Below are 18691 nucleotides of genomic sequence, written 5' to 3'. Positions count from 1 at the left end.
CTGCGTGCTCATATCGGCCTGCTCATATCCGCCCTGCCCTGCGCTCGGCGGCCAGCAGCCAGACCAGGTAGCCGCCGCCGAGGACGCCCGTCACCACGCCGACCGGCAGCTGGTGGCCGGGGAACACCCGCTGGGCGGCCAGGTCCGCGCCGACGAGCATGGCCGCGCCGACGCACATGGAGGGCAGCAGATTGGGGCCCGGCGCCTTGGTCAGCCGTTTGGCCAGCTGGGGGGCGGTGAGCGCCACGAAGTTCACGGGGCCTGCGGCGGCTGCCGCGAAGGAGGCGAGCAGGACGGCCGCGGCCAGCAGGACGAGGCGCAGCCGCTCGACGCGGATGCCCAGACCACTCGCGACGTCGTCGCCCATCTCGACGACCCGCAGGGCGCGCCCGCAGCCGAGGAGCACCACGGGCACCAGCACGGCCATCGCGACGAGCAGCGGGAGTACGTCCTTCCAGCCGCGGCCGTCGAGGCTGCCGGTGAGCCAGAGCACGGCGCGCGCCGCGTCCATGAGCTGTCCGCGCGTCAGCAGGTAGCCGTTGACCCCGGTGAGGATGGCGGCGGTGCCGATGCCGACCAGGACCAGTCGCTGCCCGTGCACGCCGTGCCGCCACGCCAGCAGGTAGACGGCCACGCCGGTGACCAGTCCTCCGGTCACGGCGCCGGCCGCCAGGGCCAGGCTGCTGCCGCCCATGACGACCACGGCGAGCGCCCCGACCGCCGCGCCCTGGGTGAAGCCGAGCACGTCGGGGCTGCCCAGGGGGTTGCGTACGAGCGACTGGAAGAGGGCGCCGGCCAGTGCCAGGGCGGCGCCCACCAGCAGGGCGGTGGCCACGCGGGGCAGCCGCAGTTCGTTGACGATGAAGTCCTGTGCAGGGTCGCCGTCGCCGAGCAGCGTGCGCACGACGTCCGCCGGGCCGATGGTGAATTCGCCGCTGCCGACGGCGAAGACGCCGAGGACGAGCGCCAGCAGCGCGCAGCCGGCGCTCACGGCCAGCGCCCGCGGGCGGAAGCGCACGGAGCGGCCGGCCCCGAAGCGTATGACGCTCGACCGTACGGCGCTCATGCCCGCACCGCCTTGCCGCGGCGCACGAAGCAGAGGAACAGCGGCCCGCCGAGCACGGTCGTCACGATCCCCACCTGCAGCTCGCCGGGGCTGCCCAGCACCCGGCCCAGCACGTCGGCGCCGAGCAGCAGCACGGGCGCGAGCACCGCGCAGTAGGGCAGCAACCAGCGCAGGTCCGGCCCGGTCAGGGCCCGTACGAAGTGAGGCACCATCAGTCCCACGAAGACGATCGGCCCGCAGGCCGCGGTGGCCGCTCCGCACAGGAGCGTGACGGCCACGATGGCGGCGCTGCGGGTGAGGGCGGGGCGCGCGCCGAGGGCGCGCGCCGAGTCGTCGCCGAGCGCCAGGGCGTTGAGCGGCCGGGCCAGGGCGAGGGCGAGCAGCAGGCCCGCCGCGACGAAGGGCAGCACCTTGACCACGGTGGCGGGCTGGGCGTCGGCGAGCGAACCGACCGTCCAGAAGCGCATCTTGTCCAGCGAGGCGGTGTCCAGCAGCATCACGGCGCTCACGTACGAGTAGAGCGTGGCGTTGAGAGCGGCGCCGGCGAGCGCCAGCCGGGCCGGGGTCGCCCCGCGGCCGCCGCCCACCAGGTAGAGCAGCGCCGCGACAACGCCGGCTCCTGCCAGGGCGAACCACACGTAGCCGGAGAAGGCCGTCACCCCGAGGAAGGAGGCGGCCGAGGCCACCGCCGCCGAGGCTCCCGCGTTGATCCCCATCAGGCCGGGGTCGGCGAGCGGATTGCGGGTCAGCGCCTGCATCACGCCGCCGGCGAGCCCGAGGGCCGCTCCGGCGAGCAGGCCGAGCAGGGTGCGCGGCAGGCGCATGCGGTGCACGACCGTATAGGCGGAGGAGTCGTGGTCGAGGAGTCCGTGCCACACCTCGCCGAGCGACAGCGTCCTCGCGCCGAAGCCGATGCTGAGCACCACGACGGCGAGCAGGACCAGCAGGGAGACCGCCAGTCCGGCCGCGCGCAGTGCGTTGCGCGAGCCGGGCGGCCGCCCGAGGGGAGGCTGCGGCACCGTCGAAACCCCGGGGGCTAGCGGTGACTTGGTGACGGACACGGGCGGGCTCCGGTGCGGGCGGGGAGCGCGGCCGCCCCCACTGGACATCATCTTAGGTTAGGTTAACCTAAGAAAGCATTCGGCACTCCAGCCTCCCCTCTACCGCGTGAGAGACAACGCCATGCCGCACTCCTCCCCCTCCCACCTCACCCGCCGCGGCCTTCTCGCCCTGGGCGGCGCCGCGGCCCTCGGCGGCGCGCTCACCGCGTGCGGGAGCGGCGGCGGTTCGGGCTCGTCCTCGGCCAAGGAGGGCGACGGCGGCGCCTGGTCGTTCACCGACGACCGCAAGAAAAAGGTCACCGCCAAGAGCACGCCGAAGCGCATCGTCGCCTTCACCGGCACCGCGGCGGCCCTCGTCGACTTCGGCCTCGACAAGGAGATCGTCGGCGTCTTCGGCGAGACCAAGGACAAGGACGGCAAGGCCGTCGCGCAGGCCGGGGACCTCAACGTCGGCAAGGTCACGGTGCTCGGCAACGCCTGGGGCGAGTTCAGCATCGAGAAGTACGCGGCGCTGCGCCCCGAGCTCCTCATCACCCACATGTTCAACCAGGGCGCGCTCTGGTACGTGCCGGACGAGAGCAAGGACAAGATCCTGGGCCTGGCGCCCAGCGTGGCCGTCACCACCGCCCGGGTCCCCATGACCGAGCCGATCAAGCGCTACGCCGAGCTGGCCGAGTCCCTCGGCGCCGACCTCAAGGCCAAGAAGGTCACCGACGCCAAGGCCCGCTTCGAGGCCGCGGCCGAGACCCTGCGCAAGGCGGCCAAGGCGAGCGGCGGCCTCAAGGTGCTGGCCGCCTCCGGCAGCGCCGACCTGCTGTACGCGTCGAACCCGAAGTCCAACTCCGACCTGATGTACTTCGCCGAACTCGGCGTCGACATCGTCGTCCCCGACAAACTCGACGACGGCGGCTACTTCGAGAGCCTGAGCTGGGAGAACGCGGGCAAGTACAAGGCGGATCTGATCCTGCTCGACAACCGCGACTCCGCCCTCCAGCCCAAGGCGCTGGCCGCCAAGCCCGCCTGGGCCGAGCTCCCCGCCGTCAAGGCCGGACAGATCACCCCCTGGGACTCCGTGCCCCGCTTCTCCTACGCGGGCGCCGCCCCCCTCCTCGAAAACCTCGCCAAGGCCATACAGGGCGCCAAGAAGGTCAGCTGAGTCACATGACAAACGCCACCGTCGCCGGTCAGTTCCGCTTCTTCGACGCACACGTCGTCCGCACCGAACGCCTCGGCCCCTCCATGGTGAGGATCACCTTCGGCGGGGAGCAGTTGCGAGGGTTCGCCGGGGGCGGGCGCGACCAGAGCTTCTCGCTGTTCCTGCCGCAGCCCGGGCAGAGCGCCCCGGTGCTGCCGGACAGCGAGGGCGAGGGCCGGCTCGCGCAGTGGCGGGCCATGGACCCGGCGGTGCGGGCGGTCATGCGCTCGTACACCGTGCGCGAACACCGCCGCGAACCGGCCGAGGTGGACGTCGACTTCGCGCTGCACGGCACGGAAACGCGAGCCGCTGCCGCGGCGGCCGGACCTGCCGCGCGGTGGGCCTCCCGGGCCGCGCGCGGCGACCGTGCCGTCCTTCTCGGGCCGGCCGTCGAAGAGAACAGGAGCGTCGGCTTCCGGCCGCCGCTCGGCACCGACTGGGTGCTGATCGCCGCCGACGAGACCGCGCTGCCGGCGGTCGGCGGCATCATGGACTGGCTGCCGGCCGGTGTCCGGGCCAAGGTCTGGATCGAGGTCCCGCACGCACAGGACATCCAGGACCTGACCACCGCGGCCGACGCCGACATCACCTGGCTGGTCCGCGACCACGCCCGCGGCCCCCGCACCTGCCTCCTGCCCGACGCCGTACGGACCGCCGTGCTGCCCGCGGGCACGCCGTACGCCTGGATCGCGGGCGAGTCCGGCGCGGTGAAGTCGCTGCGCCGCCACCTCGTAGGCGAGCGCGGATTCGACCGCAAGAAGGTGCACTTCTCGGGCTATTGGCGGCTGGGCGCCTCCGAGGAGGACCTGCGCGCGGAGGCCCTCGCGGCTGCGTAGAGGGGCGCCCCGTAAGGGGCGCGGGGAACTGCGCGACCAGCCACGACGCTCCCGCAGTCGCACGGGAAACCCGTACCCGCGGTACCGGTTTCCCATTTCGGGATCAACTTAGGTTAGGCTTGCCTAAGTTAAGCCCGACGAACCGTTGAGGACTGGCCATGAGTTTCCAGGGGCGTTCGCACCTGTTCAACGACCGCAACGTCGACCACTACAGGCGCTCCCTGACCGACGGAGTCGAACGCGTCGCCTCCCGGATATCCCGCGCCGAGCGGCCGTTCAGCGGAATCACCCCGGCCGCGCTGGCGCCCGAGATCTCCGCGATCGACCTGGAGCAGCCGCTGAGCGACCCCGCCGCGGCCCTCGACGAGCTCGAGGACGTCTACCTGCGCGACGCCGTCTACTTCCACCACCCCCGCTACCTGGCACACCTCAACTGCCCGGTGGTCATCCCCGCCCTGCTCGGCGAGGCCGTCCTGACGGCCGTCAACTCCTCCCTGGACACCTGGGACCAGAGCGCGGGCGGCACCCTCATCGAGCGCCGTCTGATCGACTGGACGGCCCGGCGCATCGGCCTCGGCGAGAGCGCCGACGGCGTCTTCACCAGCGGCGGCAGCCAGTCCAACTTCCAGGCCCTGCTCCTGGCCCGCGAGGAAGCCTTCGCCAAGGCCGCCGCCGAGGCTGCCTACGCCGGGAACCCGCTCTCCAAACACGACTTCCTCCCCCGGCTGCGCATCCTCGCCTCCGAAGCCGGCCACTTCAGCGTCCAGAAGTCCGCGAAGATGCTCGGCCTCGGCATGGACGCCGTCATCCCCGTCGAGACCGACCAGGACCGGCGCATGCGGCCCGCGGCGCTCGCCCGCGAGCTGGAGCGCTGCCGCACCGAGGACCTCGCGGTCATGGCCGTCGTCGCCACCGCCGGCACCACCGACTTCGGCTCCATCGACCCGCTGCCCCGCATCGCCGACCTGTGCGAGTGGGCCGGGGTGTGGCTGCACGTCGACGCCGCGTACGGATGCGGCCTGCTCGCCTCCCCCACCCGCCGGCATCTGCTCGACGGCATCGAGCGCGCCGACTCGGTGACGGTGGACTACCACAAGTCCTTCTTCCAGCCGGTCAGTTCCAGCGCCGTCCTGGTGCGCGACGCCGCCGTCCTGCGGCACGCGACGTACTACGCCGACTACCTCAACCCGGCCCGGATGGCCGAGCAGCGCATCCCCAACCAGGTCGACAAGAGCATCCAGACCACCCGCCGCTTCGACGCCCTCAAACTCTGGCTGACCCTGCGCATCATGGGCGCCGACGCCATCGGCGAGCTCTTCGACGAGGTGGTCGACCGGGCGGCCCAGGCCTACGACCTGCTCAGCCGCGACCCCCGCTTCGAGGTGGTCACCAAGTCGCAGCTGAGCACCGTCGTCTTCCGCTACCTGCCCGCGCCCGGCCCGGAGCGCGAGCTGGCCGACGACGCCAACCTCCACGCGCGCGAGGCACTGGCCGCCTCCGGCGACGCCGTCGTCGCCGGCACCAAGGTCGACGGCCACCACTACCTGAAGTTCACCCTGCTCAACCCGGAGACCTCGCTGGACGACATCGCGCACGTCCTCGACCTCCTCGCCGACCACGCGGGCCGGTTCATCGCCGAGAAGGTGACCCCCGAGCAGCGCCGCAAAGCCGGCTGAACGCCGCCCTCCCCTCCGCCGCCCCTCGCCCCCTGCTCGCCATCTGCACGAGAGACCACACATGTCCACCCATGACTTCATCGCGATCGGGCTCGGCCCCTACAACCTGGGCCTGGCCTGCCTGACCGAGCCGCTTGAGGACCTCGACGGCGTGTTCCTGGAGAGCAAGCCGGAGTTCGACTGGCACCCCGGAATGCTGCTCGACTTCGCGACGCTGCAGACGCCCTTCATGGCCGACCTGGTCACGCTGGCCGACCCCACCTCCCCGTACTCCTTCCTCAACTACCTCAAGGAATCCGGGCGGCTGTACTCCTTCTACATCCGGGAGGTCTTCTACCCGGTGCGCAGCGAGTACAACGACTACTGCCGTTGGGCCGCGGGCAAGCTCTCCTCGATCCGCTTCGGCCATGAGGTCACCTCCGTCGAGTACGACGAGGCCGAGGGGCTCTACACCGTCCACTCGGTGCGGGCCGGCTCTGGAGAAACGGTTCAGCACAGGGCCCGGCACCTCGTCCTGGGCACCGGCACCCCGCCCTTCATACCGGACGCCTGCCAGGGCCTCGGCGGCGACCTCATCCACAACTCCGGCTACCTGGACGGCAAGGCGGCGCTGCAGGAGAAGGACAGCATCACCGTCGTGGGCAGCGGCCAGAGCGCGGCGGAGATCTACTACGACCTGCTGGACGGCACCGACACCCACGGCTACCGACTCAACTGGGTGACCCGCTCGCCCCGGTTCTTCCCGCTCGAATACACCAAGCTCACCCTGGAGATGACGTCCCCGGAGTACGTGGACTACTTCCACGCCCTCCCGGAGGACACCCGCTACCGGCTGGAGACCGCACAGAAGGGCCTCTTCAAGGGCATCGACGCGGATCTGATCAACAGCATCTACGACCTGCTCTACCAGAAGAGCGTCAAGGGCCCCGTCCCCACCCGGCTGCTGACCAACACCGCCCTGGACAGCGCCTCCTACGACGAGGCCAGCGGCACCTACACACTCGGGCTGCACCACGCCGAGCAGGAGCGCGACTTCTCCCTCACCACCCAGGGCCTCGTCCTGGCCACGGGCTACCGCTACCGGCCCCCCGCCTTCCTGGAGCCGGTGCACGACCGGATCCGCTGGGACCGGCACGGCCGCTTCGACGTCGCCCGCAACTACAGCATCGACACCACCGGCCGCGGCATCTTCCTGCAGAACGCCGGCACCCACACCCACAGCATCACCTCCCCCGACCTGGGCATGGGCCCGTACCGCAACTCCTGGATCATCCGCGAGCTGCTGGGCCGCGAGCCCTACGCGGTGGAGAAGTCGATCGCCTTCCAGGAGTTCGGCGCACCGGAGGGCGACCTCTCGTGATCTCTCCTGTCTCCCTTGCCTTCTCCCGCACTGACAGCCGGCTCGGCGAGTTCGCGCTGCGCCCGCTCGACCCGGAGGCCGACGCCGAGCTGCTGCACGGCTGGGTGACCCACCCCAAGGCGGCGTTCTGGATGATGCAGGACGCCGACGTGGCCCAGGTCGCCGACGAGTACCGCAAGATCGCCGAAAGCCCGTACCACGACGCCTTCCTCGGGCTGGCCGACGGCCGCCCGGCCTTCCTGGCCGAGCGCTACGACCCCGCCCGCGTCGAGCTCGTGGGCCTGTACGAGCCGCGGGAGGGCGACGTCGGCATGCACTTCCTGTGCGCGCCGGCCGACACGCCCGTCCACGGCTTCACCCTGGCCGTGATCAGCACCGTCATGGCGTGGCTCTTCGACGACCCTGCGGTCAGGCGCGTCGTGGTGGAGCCGGACGTGCGCAACACCGCTGTCCACGCGCTCAACGCGGCCGTCGGCTTCGAGCCCGTCACCACCATCGAGAAGCCCGAGAAGGACGCCCTGCTGAGCGTCTGCACCCGTGACCAGTTCGAAGCCGCGATGAGCCGAGGAACAGCGCAGTGAACAGCCCCGCGAACAATCCCGCGTACGACCCCGCGAACAGCCCCGCGCAGAACGCCCCGGCGGACGTCCACGACGCCGTCGCCCACCTGACCCCGCAGAAGTGGGCCGCCGCCAACCGGCTGCTGGTCCGCAAGGCACTCGCCGAGTTCTCCCATGAGCGCCTGCTCACCCCCGAGCCGCTCGACGAGGCGGGCCGCTACGCCGTGCGCAGCGACGACGGCACGGTGGAGTACCGCTTCTCCGCCCGCGTCCTGACCCTCGACCACTGGCACATCGACGCCGACAGCATCACCCGTTACCGTGTCACCCGTCACGGCGGTGACACCGAGCTACCGCTCGACGCCACCGACTTCTGCATCGAGCTGCGCGGCGCGCTCGGCCTGAGCGAGCAGATCCTCCCCGTCTACCTGGAGGAGATCGCCTCCACCCTGGCCGGCACCGCCTACAAGCTCGGCAAGCCGGACGTCTCCGCGGCCGAGCTGGCCGCGTCCGGCTTCCAGGCGATCGAGACCGGCATGACCGAGGGCCACCCGTGCTTCGTCGCGAACAACGGGCGGCTCGGCTTCGGCGTGCACGAGTACCACGCGTACGCACCCGAGACCGCGAGCCCCATCCGGCTGATCTGGCTGGCCGCCCACCGCGACCACTCCACCTTCACCTCGGCCGCGGACCTCGACTACGACCGGCTGATGCGCGAGGAGCTCGGCGACGAGACCCTCGGCCGCTTCGCGGAGACCCTGGCCGGACTCGGCCTCGACCTCGCCGACTACCACCTGCTCCCCGTCCACCCCTGGCAGTGGTGGAACAAGCTGTCGGTGTCCTTCGCCGCCGAGGTCGCCCAGCGCCGCCTGGTCCTCCTCGGCCCCGGCGACGACGAGTACCTCGCCCAGCAGTCCATCCGCACCTTCTTCAACACCAGTGCCCCCACCAAGCACTATGTGAAGACCGCACTGTCCGTGCTGAACATGGGCTTCATGCGCGGCCTGTCCGCCGCCTACATGGAGGCGACGCCGGCCATCAACGACTGGCTGGCCGACCTCGTCGCGAAGGACGACGTCTTCCAAGCGGCACGCCTGACGATCATCCGTGAGCGCGCGGCCATCGGCTACCGCCACCGGCAGTACGAGGCCGCCACCGACCGGTACTCGCCGTACCGGAAGATGCTCGCCGCGCTGTGGCGCGAGAGCCCCGTCCGGGACCTGGAGCCCGGTCGGCGCCTGGCCACCATGGCCTCCCTGCTGCACACCGACCGCGAGGGCCGCTCCCTCGCCGCCGCGCTGATCAAGCAGTCGGGCCTGGCCCCCGAGGTGTGGCTGCGCCGCTACCTCGACGCCTACCTGACCCCGCTGCTGCACAGCTTCTACGCCTACGACCTGGCCTTCATGCCGCACGGCGAGAACGTCATCATGGTCCTCGACGGCGGCACGGTCGAGCGGGTGATCTTCAAGGACATCGCCGAGGAGATCGTCGTCATGGACCCCGAGGCGGACCTGCCGCCGGAGGTCCAGCGCATCCGCGCGGACATCCCCGAGGAGGAGAAGCTCCTCTGCGTCTTCACCGACGTCTTCGACTGCTTCTTCCGCTTCCTCGGCGCCACGCTCGCCACCGACGGCGCCCTGGGCGAGGAGGCGTTCTGGCGGACCGTCGCCGAGTGCGTCCGCGACTACCGGGACTCGGTGCCGCACCTGGCCGAGAGGTTCGAGCGGCACGACATCTTCACCGAGGAGTTCGCGCTGTCCTGCCTCAACCGGCTGCAACTGCGCAACAACCAGCAGATGGTCGACCTCGCGGACCCGTCGGCGGCCCTGCAGTTCGTCGGCACCCTCCGCAACCCGATCGCCCGCTTCGCCCCCGCACCGTGACCGCTGTCTCCGAAACCGCCGCCGGGGCGGGGGCCCCGCCCCGCCTCCCCCGGCTCCCCACCCGGTGGCTGATCCTCGCGGTGATCTGCCTCGCGCAGCTCGCCGTGCTGCTCGACAACACGATCCTGAACGTGGCGATCCCCTCCCTCACCAGGGACCTGGGCGCGACCAACGCCGACATCCAGTGGGTGATCAACGCCTACTCGCTCGTCCAGGCCGGCCTGCTGCTCGCCTCGGGCAGCGCGGCGGACCGCTACGGCCGCAGGAAACTGCTGCTCGCGGGGCTCGCTCTCTTCGGCCTCGGGTCGCTGGCCGCCGCCCTCTCGCAGTCCACCGCCCAGCTGACCGCTGCGCGCGGCGGGATGGGCGTCGGCGGGGCCCTCCTGCTGACCACCACGCTCGCCGTGGTCATGCAGGTCTTCGACGCGGAGGAACGCCCCCGGGCCATCGGCATCTGGAGCGCGGTGAGCGCCCTCGGCTTCGCCGCGGGACCGCCCATCGGCGGCATCATGCTCGCCCACTTCTGGTGGGGCTCGATCTTCCTCCTGAACATCCCGGTCGTGGTGATCGGGCTGATCGCCGTCCGGATCCTGGTGCCGGAGTCGAAGAACCCGGGCGGCGGGCCGCCCGACCTGCTCGGCGCGCTGCTGTCCGCCGCCGGCATGACGGCGCTCGTCTACGCGATCATCCAGATGCCGGAATCGGGCTGGTCCTCGACCGAAGTGCTCCTGCCGGCCGCGGCGGGCGCCGCCATCCTCGCCGCCTTCGCCCTCTGGGAGCAGCACACCCGGCACCCCATGCTGGACCTGCACTTCTTCCGCGACCGGCGGTTCGTCGGGGCGGTGTCGGGCGTAGTGCTCATCACCTTCGGCAGCGCGGGCGTGCTCTTCCTGCTCACCCAGCAGCTGCAGTTCGTCCGCGGCTACACCCCGCTGGAAACGGGCCTGCGCATGGCCCCGTTCGCCCTCACGATCGTGGCCCTCAACTTCTCGGGCGTCGCCTTCCGTATGGGAGCCCGGCTGGGCCGCCCGGCGTCCATCGCCGCCGGCATGACCCTGCTGGCAGGCGGCTTCACGGTCGTGGCCTGCCTCACGGACGGTGGCTACGGCCCCCTGCTGCTGGGCCTCCTCCTCATGGGCACCGGCTGCGCACTGGCCAACCCGGCCATCGTCGAGGCGGTCATGAGCGCGATCCCCGAGGACAAGGCGGGCGCCGGGGCGGGCATCGACGGCACGATGACGGAGGTGGGCACGAGCCTGGGCGTAGCCGTCCTGGGCGCGGTCATGAACTCCCGCTTCACGACCCTCCTCCCGGCAACGGCAACGGGCGCCGCCTCCCTCCCCGCAGCCCAGTCCGCAACCCACACGCCGGCGGACCGAGCAGCCGTGCTCGACGCCTTCACCTCGGCCATCCAAACCAGCCAACTGGCAGGCGCCACGGCGGTCCTCACGGGCGGCTGCATCACGGCGCTGCTGCTGTGGAGGGCGGAGCGGGGGTAGGGGCGGGGCCGCTCCTACCCCGAAGCGCACGCATCACCGCGCGCCCCCCGAACGCGCTCTCGGCGCACGAGGTGAACTGGCTCCACAACAGCACCTCGGGCGCCCGGTCGTTCGCCCTGTGCACACGGGCGGACGCGAATACACGCTGAAAGCCGTAGGCCAGTGGTTCGCACCAACGGGCGTGTGTGCACGGGGAGACGGATCCGCCATGCGTGTGACCGAGGACGAGGTCGCCGGTCTGGTCCGGTCGCGGTGGGGGGATCTCCTGGCGGAGATCGGGGACGGGGCGGTCGACCGGTACGCCGAGGGCGTCCCCGCCCCCAAGCGGGCCTTCGCCGCCGCCGGCTCCGCCCTTCCCACCGACACCATGCGCCCCGCCGTGCACGCACCGGTCCGCAGCCTCGCCGCGTTCTTCCAGCGCCCCCTGTTCGTCTTCGACGCCTGCCGCACCGTGACCCGCGCCCACCACGCACAGCAGAGCGGCCGGACCGTCTTCCGGCACGACATCGGCCACACGGGCACACCCCGGACGGCGAGCCTGCGGGTGTGGGAACTGCTCGACGCGACCTGAGCCCGGGCATGAAAAAGCCCCAGGTCACGGCGAGTGAGTCCTGGGGCTGATCCGAGCCGCCTTCGGGATTCGAACCCGAGACCTACGCATTACGAGTGCGTTGCTCTGGCCAACTGAGCTAAGGCGGCGCGCTGCCGGATGCCTAGGTCGGCAGGAGCAGCGGGGACAAGTTTACACAGGTTCCGGGGGTGCTCCGACCAGGGTGATCAGGAGCACTTCTGGGAGGTGGGAGGCGCGGCGGTGGTCAGGAGGTAGGCGTTGACCGCCTTGTCGATGCAGGTGCTGCCCCGGGTGTACGCGGTGTGGCCGTCGCCGTCGTAGGTGAGGAGGCGGCCCGAGGAGAGCTGGCCGGCCAGGGCGCGGGCCCAGGGGTAGGGGGTGGCCGGGTCGCGGGTGGTGCCGACGACCAGGATCGGGGCGGCGCCGCGGGCCTCGATGCGGTGCGGACCGCCGGTGGCCGGAGTGGGCCAGTACGCGCAGGACAGGGCGGACCAGGCGAAGCTCGCGCCCAGGGCCGGTGAGGCCTTCTCGAAGTCGGGGAGGGCCCGGCGGACGGCGGCGGTGCTGCGGAAGGCGGGCGGGAGGTCGAGGCAGTTCACGGCGGAGTTCGCGGCCATGAGGTTGGTGTAGCCGCCGTGGGCGTTCCGCTCGTAGTAGGCGTCGGAGAGCCGCATGAGCAGGGCGCCGTCGCCGTTCTGCGCGTCGTGCAGGGCCTTGCGGAGCAGGGGCCAGGCGGCCTCGTCGTACATGGCGGAAATCACACCCGTGGTCGCCAGGCTCTCGGTGAGCTCGCGGGATTTGCCGACGGCGAGCGGGCGGCGGTCGAGCTGGTTGAAGAACGCTTTGAGACGGGCTCCCGCCACGGACGGCAGCGATGCGTCCAGGGGGCAGTCCTCGTGTTCCGCGCAGTCCTTCGCGAAGGACGTGAAGGCCGTCTGGAAGCCGTCCGTCTGGTCCCGGTTCACCTGCTCGGAGCCGAGGGAGGGGTCCAGCGCGCCGTCGAGGACGAGCCTGCCGACGCGGTTCGGGTAGAGCCCGGCGTACGTGGCGCCGAGGAAGGTGCCGTACGAGGCGCCGACGTAGTGCAGCTTGTCGTCGCCGAGGACGGAGCGGAACATGTCCATGTCGCGCGCAGCCTCGATGGTCGAGACGTGGCGCAGGAGCTTTCCGGAGCGCTGGAGGCAGCCGCGCGCGTACTTCTTGTAGGCCGCGACCAGTTGCCGGACTTCGGTGGCGTTGTCGGGGGTCTGGTCGACCTTGGCGTAGTCGTCCATCTCCGCGTCGGACAGGCAGGTGACGGGCTCGCTTCCGGCCACGCCGCGCGGGTCCATGGCGACCATGTCGTAGCGGGCCCGGACCTCGGCGGGGTAGCCGGCGGCCGCGTACTGCTGGAGGAAGCCGACCGCCGAGCCGCCGGGCCCGCCGGGGTTGACCATCAGCGAGCCGAGGTGCTTGCCGGGGCCGGACGCCTTCTTGCGGGAAACGGCGAGCTTGACCACGCCGCCCGCGCGGGGCGCGGAGTAGTCGAGCGGCGCCCGCATCGTCGCGCACTCGAAGCCCTTGCCCTTGGTGCCGCAGGAGTGCCAGCTCAGCTTCTGCTCGTAGTACGGGCGGAGGGCCGCGGGCAGCTGCGTGGGCAGCGGCCGCAAGGGCGGCGCCGGAGCCGCGAGCTCCGCGGACGGGGCGAAGCCACCGCCCGCCTCGCCCGAATCACCCGCCACGACGGGCGCGGCGGCGGAGATCAGCAGGGCCGCGGTCGCGACCAGCGTGCCGGAGGTGCGAAGCAGGCGACTGGCGTCCATCAGCTGATCCCTCTGTGTGGAAGACAGGTGGGCATAAGGCATACGTAGGACATACGTATGGCTACGCGGGCATACGGAGCGTATCCGGACGCATACCCGACTTGGCCAGCCTTCCGGCCCTCTAGGCCTCGTACGGGTGAGGAATCACCCAACCTGCGGTGTGCCCCGCCCTCCCCGTATTACTCACGCCCCCTCACGGGACGTGCCGGGCACAGGTGTTCAGCCCGCGCGCAGCGCCACCGTCATGGCCTCGACGGCCAGCAGCGGGGCGACGTTGCGGTCCAGCGCCTGGCGGCAGGCGCCGATCGCCTCTATCCGGCGCAGTGTGCTTTCCGGGCGCGAGCCGGATGCCACGCGCTGCAGCGTGTCGCGCGCGTCGGCGTTGGCAATCTCGACGCGCGAGCCGAGCTGTATCGCCAGTACGTCGCGGTAGAAGCCGGTCAGCTCCGTCAGGGCGAGGTCGAGGCTGTCGCGCTGGGTGCGGGTGGCGCGGCGCTTCTGCCGGTCCTGGAGCTCCTTCATGGCACCCGCGGTGCCGCGCGGCAGCCGGCCGCCGGTGCCCGCGGCGGCGCCGAGGGCCGCGCGCAGTTCCTCGGTCTCCTTGGCGTCGACCTCCTCGGCGACCTGCTTGGCGTCCTCGGCAGCCGCGTCGATCAGCTCTTGAGCCGCCTTGAGGCAGCCGCCCACGTCCGCCACCCGCAACGGCAGCTTCAGCACGGCCTCCCGGCGGGTACGCGCGCGCTCGTCGGTGGCGAGCCGACGGGCCCGGCCGATGTGCCCCTGCGTCGCACGGGCCACCTGCGCGGCGAGCTCGGGCTCGATGCCGTCACGGCGCACCAGGACGTCGGCGACGGCGGCCGCGGACGGCGTGCGCAGGGTCAGCGAACGGCAGCGGGAACGGATCGTCGGCAGTACGTCTTCCAAGGACGGCGCGCACAGCAGCCACACGGTCCGCGGAGCGGGCTCCTCCACGGCCTTGAGCAGGACGTTGCCCGCGCCCTCGGTCAGCCGGTCGGCGTCCTCCAGGACGATGACCTGCCAGCGGCCGCCGGCGGGTGACAGCTGCGCGCGGCGGACGAGGTCGCGCGTCTCCTTGACGCCGATGGACAGCAGGTCCGTACGGACGATCTCGACATCCGCATGCGTGCCGACCAGGGTGGTGTGGCAGCCGTCGCAGAACCCGCAGCCGGGGCCTGCGCCCAGCGCGCGGTCGGGGCTGACACACTGCAGCGCGGCGGCGAAGGCGCGGGCGGCGGTGGCCCGCCCGGAGCCGGGCGGGCCGGTGAACAGCCATGCATGCGTCATCTTGGAGGCGGCGCCCCCGGACTCGGCGGCCCCGCTCCCGCCCGCTGCCGCAGCGGTCACGAACGCATCCGCATCGCGCGCGGCAGCGGCGAGCTGCTCCGTCACCCGGTCCTGGCCGACCAGGTCGTCCCACACCGCCATGGCTGTCCTCCGCGCCGTCCGTCCTGCGATTACCCATTGTGGGCCACACCACTGACAACGCGGCCCGCCTCCGGCCGGGCCGGCCGACCACGGCTACGAGCGGTCGCGCCCCTCGTCACCACGGGCTTCCCGCGGATCCCGCGCGTCACGGCCGCCCCGGCGGTCACGCCCGCCCAGGAGCTCGTCCGCGAGGGTGGGCGCATCGTCCGCCCACTCCGGGCGACGGCGCGACCTGCGGCCGGAGCGGGCGTCGTCCGGTTCGGACGACGCATCCGCCTCGGCCTGGATCTTCGGCAGCTCGCGTGTCCGCTCGCTCTCGCCGCCCTGCGCGGGGCGGGCGGTGTCCTTCCCGCCCTCGTCCTCCGGGCGGAACAGCCACGTCGGAACCCGGTCCGCCGGGTTCTCCGGGCGTACGGGCGGCTTGGGCAGCACGGCGGTCTCCTCGGCGTCCGCACGGCCCTCCTCGGCCTGCTGCGGCTCCATGCCCCAGGTCACGCGCTGGTCAGCCGGCCGAGCGGCCGACGCCGCACCGCGGACGGGCGGCAGCACGGCCGTCTCGTCCTCGGCATCGCGTACGGGCGGCAGCAGCGCTGTCTCATCCTCGGCACCACGTACGGGCGGCAACAGGGCCGTCTCGTCCTCGGCACCGCGCACAGGCGGCAGCAAGGCCGTCTCGTCCTCGGCACCGTGCGGCACGGCGTCATGCGGGTCGGGCTTGTGGGCCACCGGCGACTGGATCGTCTGCGTCTCGTCGTCGTCGCCGTGCCACACGTCGCCGCGCGGATCGGGCCGGTGCACCACCGGCGCCTCCACGGTCTGCGTCTCGCCGGCGCCGTCGGCCGGCGAAGCCGCCGAGGCCTCGGCAGCAACGGGAGTGCCCGCGTCGGCCTCCGCCTTGCGCAGGTCGGCGACCCGCCCGCCGACAGCCTCCCGGGCAGCGGACCGCCCCTCAGCAGTCCCACCCGCACCCTCAGGCGCAGGCATGGCCGTCTCAACCGTCAGGGCATCGGCCGCAGCAGCCATCGAAGCCTCGGCAGCGGCACCCGTCGGCGCATCCGCCGCCACAGCCGCCCCGGCCACAGCAGCCTCCGCCGCCACTCGCGCACGCTCCGCCCGCAGCAGCGCCTCCTCGGCCTTGCGCTGCTTCTCCCGGCGCCGTTCCTCGGCCTCGGCGCGCAGCCGTGCCTCCTCCTCGGCCTGCTTGCGCAGCCGCTCCTGCTCGGCGGCGCGGGCCCGATCCTCGGCCTCCCGCCGCTTGCGTTCCTCCTCGGCCTGGCGGCGCGCCTCCTCGGCCCGCTGCCGGGCCTCCTCGGCCAGCCGCTCCGCCTCCCGGCGCTCGGCCTCTTCCGCCTCCCGGCGCTTGCGCTCTTCCTCCTCGGCGCGCAGCCGCGCGAGCTGCTTCTGGCGCTCGCGCTCCAGGCGCTCTTCCTCGGCCTTGCGCGCGGCCTCTTCCTGAGCCCGCTTCAGCGCCTCCTCCTCGGCCGCCTTGCGCGCCGCCTCCCGGGCCTCGATCTCGGCCGCCGAGAGCGGCAGGAGCTCGTCGAGCCGGTGGCGTACGACCGTGGTGACGGCCTCGGGCTCCTGGCCCGCGTCCACGACCAGGTAGCGCGTCGGGTCGGCGGCGGCCAGGGTCAGGAAGCCGGCCCGCACCCTCTGGTGGAACTCCGCGGGCTCGGACTCCAGCCGGTCGGGGGCCTCGGTGAAACGTTCGCGCGCGGTCTCCGGCGAGACGTCGAGCAGCACCGTCAGATGCGGAACGAGGCCGCCCGTCGCCCAGCGGTTGATACGGGCGATCTCGGTCGGGGAGAGGTTGCGCCCGGCGCCCTGGTAGGCGACCGAAGAGTCGATGTAGCGGTCGGTGATGACGACCGCGCCCCGCTCCAGGGCGGGCCGTACGACCGAGTCGACGTGCTCGGCGCGGTCGGCCGCGTACAGCAGGGCCTCGGCCCGGTCGGAGAGACCGGCCGACGAGACATCCAGCAGGATCGCACGCAGCCGCTTGCCGATGGGCGTCGCGCCCGGCTCGCGGGTGACGACGACCTCGTGGCCCTTGGCGCGGATCCAGTCCGCGACGGCCTGCACCTGTGTGGACTTCCCGGCGCCGTCGCCGCCCTCGAAGGCGATGAAGAACCCGCTGCCGGCCGGCGCCTGCGCGGGGTCGCCGCCCCTGAGCACGTCCATCAGGTCCCGGTGGAACGGCACCCCGTGCCGGTCGTCCGTCTTCCCCAGCACCAACGCGCCGACAGGCAGCAGCAGCGCGCCCACGAGCATGAGCGTGAACGACGCCCCACCATGTGCGAAGACAAAGCTGCCGCTCTCCATCCGGTGGGGCCCGATGAACGCGGCCAGCAGCGGCGCCACGAGCGCGCCCAGCGCGACGCTGACCCGGACGACCGCATGCAGATGCTCGGTCGTACGGAGCCTGCGGCTCTCCTCGGTCTCCTGGTCGAGCAGCGAGTGACCGGTGTTGGCGACGATGCCCGCGCTCACACCGGCCACAAGCGTCAGCAGTAGTACTGACGTCGGGTCCGGCACCAGGCCCGCAGCGAGCAGCGCCAGGCCCGTCAGAGCGAGCGCCAGCGCGAGCAGCCGCCGCCGCGAGAAACCGGGCAGCACCTTCCGCGCGCCGCGGATGCCGATCACCGGGCCGCCGCCGAGCGCGAGCACCAGCAGCCCGAAGGCCACCGGCCCACCGCCGAGATCGACGGCCTGCAGCGCCGCGACACCGACAGCCGCCGCGATCGCACCCGCAACGGCCGCACAGGCGAGAACGAGCACCGGGATGGCGCCCGTACGGCCCGTGTCGGGCTTGCCATGCGCGTCCTTGGGCCGTCGCATGCCCTCAAGCGGAGAGCGCGCACGAGGCCCCTGTGCGCCCTCGGAGCGCACCGGGAGCGTGAGGAAGTAGAGCACTGCGACGGACACGCCGAAGAGCGCGGCCGCCAGGTACGAGCCCAGGGCGGCCTGGTGCGCATGGAACCAGCCGATGCCCGAGCCGAGCAGATTGCCGAAGAGCGTGATGACGACGAGCGCGGCGGCCGCCACGGGCAGCGCCACGAAGGTCGTACGCAGCGACAGGCGCCGCAGCGCCTCGTAGTGGTCCGGCAGGGGCCGGACGGCCGCGCCCTCGGGCGGTGCGCCCGGCAGCAGCGCGGGGAGCGCGCCGTCCTTGGCGACCGTCCAGACGCGTTCGGCGACCCCGACGACGAAGGCCGTGATCAGCAGCCAGGCGAGCGCCTTGTCGCCGCTCCAGTCGATCCAGGTCGGGGCCACGGCCAGCAGCGCGAGCCGTACGCCGTCCGCACCGATCATGGTCCAGCGCCGGTCGAGCGGACCGGCCGGCGCGAAGAGCGAGGAGAGCGGGCCCAGCAGGACTGCCCCGAAGAGCAGCGTCGCGACCAGCCGCGCACCGATGACGGCGGCCACGGCGAACGCGGCCCCCCGGTAGCCCCCGCCGAACGAACCCGTGGCCGTAGCCGCCTGGAACGACAGCAGCAGGAGCACCAGCACGGACAGGGAGTCCCCGACGCCACCGGCGAACTGGGCGCTCCACAGCCGCCGCAGCGGCGGGAAGCGCAGCAGGGACCGGACGGCACGCTCGCGGGAGTCCGCGGCTAGGGCGCCGGATGTGGGGGTGACCACTGTTGGCTGCTCGGCTCGCGTCATCCTGCCAGCCTATCCGGAGTGCCCGAATACGAACCGACCACCCGAACACACGCACGAAAAGGGTGGCGGG

Annotated in this window: 13 protein-coding genes and 1 tRNA gene; 8 read left to right on the top strand and 6 right to left on the bottom strand. The window is 72.3% G+C overall.

All coding sequences use genetic code 11. The features are described from left to right. Nucleotides 1–22: 22 nt before the first annotated feature. Nucleotides 23–1066, bottom strand: a complete 1044-nt coding sequence (locus FHS39_RS16660; protein WP_184350110.1) for a FecCD family ABC transporter permease — start codon at nt 1064–1066, stop codon at nt 23–25. Then, nucleotides 1063–2127: a FecCD family ABC transporter permease gene (locus tag FHS39_RS16655; protein ID WP_425507786.1), complete on the bottom strand. Its 1065-nt coding sequence runs from the start codon at nt 2125–2127 to the stop codon at nt 1063–1065. Before FHS39_RS16655 ends, FHS39_RS16660 begins: the two co-directional genes overlap by 4 nt. Nucleotides 2128–2248: 121 nt before the next feature. Between FHS39_RS16655 and FHS39_RS16650 the strand changes: the two genes are divergently transcribed. The 8 genes from FHS39_RS16650 to FHS39_RS16615 all read left to right on the top strand — a co-directional run bounded on the left by FHS39_RS16650 (nt 2249) and on the right by FHS39_RS16615 (nt 11707). Then, nucleotides 2249–3283 carry an ABC transporter substrate-binding protein gene (locus FHS39_RS16650; RefSeq protein ID WP_184350230.1) on the top strand — a complete coding sequence of 345 codons (1035 nt, stop codon included), beginning with the start codon at nt 2249–2251 and terminating at the stop codon, nt 3281–3283. Between the two features lie 5 nt (nt 3284–3288). Next, nucleotides 3289–4158: a siderophore-interacting protein gene (locus FHS39_RS16645; protein ID WP_184350109.1), complete on the top strand. Its 870-nt coding sequence runs from the start codon at nt 3289–3291 to the stop codon at nt 4156–4158. A gap of 158 nt (nt 4159–4316) precedes the next feature. After that, a complete protein-coding gene (locus tag FHS39_RS16640) occupies nt 4317–5834 on the top strand; it encodes a pyridoxal phosphate-dependent decarboxylase family protein (protein ID WP_184350108.1) in 1518 nt (505 codons plus the stop codon). A gap of 61 nt (nt 5835–5895) precedes the next feature. Further along, nucleotides 5896–7194: a lysine N(6)-hydroxylase/L-ornithine N(5)-oxygenase family protein gene (locus FHS39_RS16635; RefSeq protein ID WP_184350107.1), complete on the top strand. Its 1299-nt coding sequence runs from the start codon at nt 5896–5898 to the stop codon at nt 7192–7194. Beyond that, nucleotides 7191–7775, top strand: a complete 585-nt coding sequence (locus FHS39_RS16630; RefSeq protein ID WP_343069612.1) for a GNAT family N-acetyltransferase — start codon at nt 7191–7193, stop codon at nt 7773–7775. The genes FHS39_RS16635 and FHS39_RS16630 overlap by 4 nt, the downstream gene beginning before the upstream one ends. Nucleotides 7776–7861: 86 nt before the next feature. Beyond that, entirely contained in the window at nt 7862–9637 is a 1776-nt protein-coding gene (locus FHS39_RS16625) for an IucA/IucC family protein (RefSeq protein ID WP_221462884.1), read from the top strand. Next, the gene (locus FHS39_RS16620; protein ID WP_184350105.1) at nt 9634–11136 is read left to right on the top strand and encodes an MFS transporter; all 1503 of its coding nucleotides are present in this window, start codon (nt 9634–9636) and stop codon (nt 11134–11136) included. Before FHS39_RS16625 ends, FHS39_RS16620 begins: the two co-directional genes overlap by 4 nt. A 208-nt stretch (nt 11137–11344) precedes the next feature. After that, nucleotides 11345–11707 carry a hypothetical protein gene (locus tag FHS39_RS16615; RefSeq protein ID WP_184350104.1) on the top strand — a complete coding sequence of 121 codons (363 nt, stop codon included), beginning with the start codon at nt 11345–11347 and terminating at the stop codon, nt 11705–11707. A gap of 54 nt (nt 11708–11761) precedes the next feature. Here the strand turns inward: FHS39_RS16615 and FHS39_RS16610 are convergent. The 4 genes from FHS39_RS16610 to tmk all read right to left on the bottom strand — a co-directional run bounded on the left by FHS39_RS16610 (nt 11762) and on the right by tmk (nt 18621). Further along, nucleotides 11762–11835 (bottom strand) — tRNA-Thr (locus FHS39_RS16610). Nucleotides 11836–11913: 78 nt separating this feature from the next. Beyond that, entirely contained in the window at nt 11914–13509 is a 1596-nt protein-coding gene (locus FHS39_RS16605; protein ID WP_184350103.1) for an alpha/beta hydrolase, read from the bottom strand. Between the two features lie 219 nt (nt 13510–13728). Further along, nucleotides 13729–14955, bottom strand: a complete 1227-nt coding sequence (locus tag FHS39_RS16600; protein WP_184350102.1) for a DNA polymerase III subunit delta' — start codon at nt 14953–14955, stop codon at nt 13729–13731. Between the two features lie 93 nt (nt 14956–15048). After that, entirely contained in the window at nt 15049–18621 is a 3573-nt protein-coding gene (gene tmk, locus FHS39_RS16595) for a dTMP kinase (protein ID WP_184350101.1), read from the bottom strand. Nucleotides 18622–18691: the final 70 nt, after the last annotated feature.

This window comes from Streptomyces olivoverticillatus (genome assembly GCF_014203555.1).
Lineage (GTDB): Bacteria > Actinomycetota > Actinomycetes > Streptomycetales > Streptomycetaceae > Streptomyces > Streptomyces olivoverticillatus.
Note: the sequence above shows the minus strand (reverse complement) of the source record. Positions and strands in the feature narration are given on the sequence as shown.